3 protein-coding genes are annotated in these 3341 nt (G+C 54.5%); 2 read left to right on the top strand and 1 reads right to left on the bottom strand.

Features of this window, described 5'->3' with window-relative positions:
• On the bottom strand, nt 1-560 hold a 560-nt coding region (locus DBO31_RS07530; protein ID WP_150824844.1), incomplete at its 3' end, for a TlpA disulfide reductase family protein.
• A gap of 414 nt (nt 561-974) precedes the next feature.
• Here DBO31_RS07530 and DBO31_RS07525 point away from each other — a divergent pair.
• Together DBO31_RS07525 and DBO31_RS07520 are read left to right on the top strand one after the other, a co-directional pair.
• Nucleotides 975-1397, top strand: a complete 423-nt coding sequence (locus DBO31_RS07525) for a hypothetical protein (RefSeq protein ID WP_150824843.1) — start codon at nt 975-977, stop codon at nt 1395-1397.
• 235 nt (nt 1398-1632) lie between these two features.
• Nucleotides 1633-3341, top strand: a 1709-nt coding sequence (locus tag DBO31_RS07520) for an AAA family ATPase (RefSeq protein WP_369907367.1), incomplete at its 3' end; no start/stop codon positions are given.

Here is a 3341-nt window from a genome sequence, read left to right as displayed (position 1 = left end):
CTCCGGGCCAGCGAATACGCCAGCTGCTTCCGGTCCAGACTGCCTGCATGCTTGTCTAAGATCGTCCCGCCGCGGCCAATCATGAACCACTGGGGCACTTCATATACATTATATATACCGGCCGTTTCCATACTGGCAAAATACAAGGGCATATCGTACGGCCAGGCAGACTCAATCTGCTGCCGCGCCGCCTCTCCCCGATCCAGGCAGACGGCGACAAAATACACCTCCCGGCCCTGCTCCCGGTACATCTCATCCAGGACAGGCAGCTCTTTTGCAGCCATGTCGCTCCAGCTCATCCAGAAATACAGGAATACGGGCTTCTTATTATAAAGAGACTGGATCGACACGGAATGACCGGCCTGGTCGGTCAGGGACACATTGTGGGCCAGCACCTCCGTCTGCGAGCGGGATACCGCTTCGGCCTCCTTGATTTCCTCCTTCGTCAGGACATGGGGATACGGCTCCGGCAGATACCCGATGGTCAGGCCAATGCAAAGCAACGTCAGCAGCACAACAACTTTCTTCCTGAGTGGCAGTTTCCTCCACATGTCTTTCATATCATTTCCTCCATGCCCATAACATATTATGTAAATAATTGTACCATAGTAAGGCCAGAGAAAGAAGTGGAATTGGCAAGCGGAAAGGGCCGTAGGTCGGGAAGGACCGTTGGTCGTAGTTCGTGGGTCGTTCGTCGTAGGTTGTTCGTCGTTGGTCGTTGGTCGTTCATCGCATGAGGAAAGGTTAGCAGTCAACAGCTGGCCGCTAGTGGCTATATTATAATATTATACAATTTAATAAAATAAATATACAGTATTAACACTGCATCAGCATTAGAAAAAATAAGGCTGTTGAGCCCTTGTTCCTTTTTGACAGGTTCTCTCCCCTTTTGCTATGATTTATTCATCACGTTTGCAGCATGTGCAAACGTATCATGCAAAATAATTTCACATCCTGAAAGGAGAATCTCTGACATGGAACTGAATGACGTATTATCTTTTGACGAGGCTATTGAAATTATGGACGAGCCGGAATATCTGGAACTGGCACCGGGTGAATACGATTTCACCGTACAGGATGTGGCCTTTTCGACCTATGAAGGCAGCAGCAAGATTCCTTCGTGCCCCATGGTAGAGGCGAGACTATCTGTCGTGACCGATGAGGGAGAAACGGAAATCATCGACCGCTTCTACTATTGCCGGAAAATGCGGTACAAACTCTCCAGCTTCGCCCGGACACTGGGACTGGCCCGGGTCGGTGACAAAATCACCATCGAATGGAAGAAACTCATAGCAAAACAAGGGCGCGCCCGCATCTCCCTCCGGGAATACAACGGGAAAAAATACAATCAGATAGACCGCTACATCGTCCCGACAGACGAACCGGCCCCGTTCTGACAGGGAAGGGTCGTAGTTAGTAGTTCGTTCATCGTTCGTCGTAGGCCGTAGGTCAGTGGTTAGTGGTTAGTGGTCAGAAAAGGCAGGATCTCCCTGCATGGGTATAGCCTGTTACTTAACGATTTGATATAAAATCGCAGTCAGCGGTTAGCAACTAGCAGCTGGTTTGACGGACTGGGGATCTTTGCCGTCCCCGTGAGGGGAAGGAGGGCCACGGAGTGGCGGAAGGGGCCTCATTTTCATCAAATCAGCATACAGGACCCACGACCTCCGGCCGTGGGTCCAAAAAGGAGGCGATCATATTTCTTATATATCAACTCATATACACGAATTACTGGATGCCATCGATCCGGCCAGTTGTACGTACAGTGAATGGTGCGAGGTCGGCATGGCCCTCAAGTATGAGCAGTTCCCCCTGTCTCTCTGGGAGAGCTGGAGCCGCCGCGATATGGCGCGCTTCCATGACGGGGAATGTGCCTGCAAATGGGCCTCGTTCCGCAAGTCTTCCGGGGTCTGCGTGACCGGGGCGACGCTGGTCAAGATGGCCCGCGACCGGGGATATAGTGACCCCGATGAAGTCTGGACGCTGGATACGCCCATTTCCATCGTATCAGCCGACGAGGAACTTCCCCAGCGCATGGACACGGTTCCTGCCCTGTCTCGTGACGGCAGGGACAATCCCCTTACAGAGCCGCCGGATCCCTGGGACGGCCTCAGGGAGACGAAGACCTTTCTCTCCCGCCTGTTCCGGCCCGGTGAATTCGTCGGGTTTTCTATGCGTTCCTATCAGCATAAACACCGCTATATTCCCCGTGGCCGGGGCATTTATTTCCGCACGCAGGACGATATCCTGAAGGCCATCGATACCTATGGCGATGTAGAAAAAGCCCTCGGGTCTTATGACCCTCTTGCCGGTGCCTGGGTACGCATCAACCCTCTGGACGGCAAGGGTATCCGCAACGAGAACGTCAGCGAGTACCGCTATACACTGGTAGAATCGGATGAACTTTCCTTACAGCAGCAGCTCTCATGGATACGCAGCCTCAGATTGCCCACAGTTGCGCTTGTAAACAGTGCTGGAAAAAGCATCCATGCCGTCGTACGCATCGATGCCGGCAGTGACCCGGACCTCTACAGCCGGCGCGTAGACTACCTCTATCAGTATTGCCGCCGTCAGGGATTTATTGTAGACATGCAAAATAAAAACCCGTCGCGCCTCATGCGCCTGCCCGGCATCTGGCGAAGCGGACACAAGCAGTACCTCATCCCCTTTACGCCGGGCACCCGGACCTTCGACGAATGGTACGAATACGCCGAGAACAGCCGCGACAACCTGCCGCCGCTGCAGCGTCTCTCCGCTGTCTGGGACGACATGCCGCCCCTGCGGCCGGTCCTCATCGAAGGGCTCCTGCGGCGCGGACACAAGATGATGGTCGCCGGACCCAGCAAGGCGGGGAAATCCTTTGCCCTCATCGAACTGTGCATTTCCATTGCCGAAGGACGGCGCTGGATGGATACGTACCAGTGCGCCCAGGGGCAGGTCCTGTACATCAATTTCGAACTGGACGAACACTCCTGTTATCACCGCTTTGCCGACATCTACAAGGCCATGGCCATCGCAAATCCCCGGACGGATCAGGTCGTCCTGTGGAACCTGCGCGGCTACTCGGAATCGCTGGAGACACTGCTCCCCAAACTCCTGCGCCGTATCCACCACGAAGACTTTGCGGCCATCGTCCTCGACCCGATTTACAAAATCACCGACGGCGACGAAAACAGCGCCCACGACATGGGCATCTTCTGCAACCAGCTGGACCGGCTATCGACGCAGAAACAGTGCGCCGTCATCTACTGCCACCACTACAGCAAAGGCAGCCAGACCGTCAAAAAAGCACAGGACCGGGCATCGGGCTCAGGCGTCTTTTCCCGTGACGCCGACGCCAT

Origin of the sequence: Megasphaera sp. DJF_B143 (genome assembly GCF_900320625.1) — a bacterium.
In the GTDB taxonomy this organism is placed as follows: domain Bacteria; phylum Bacillota; class Negativicutes; order Veillonellales; family Megasphaeraceae; genus Megasphaera; species Megasphaera hexanoica.
This window is presented reverse-complemented; position numbering and strand designations above follow the sequence as displayed.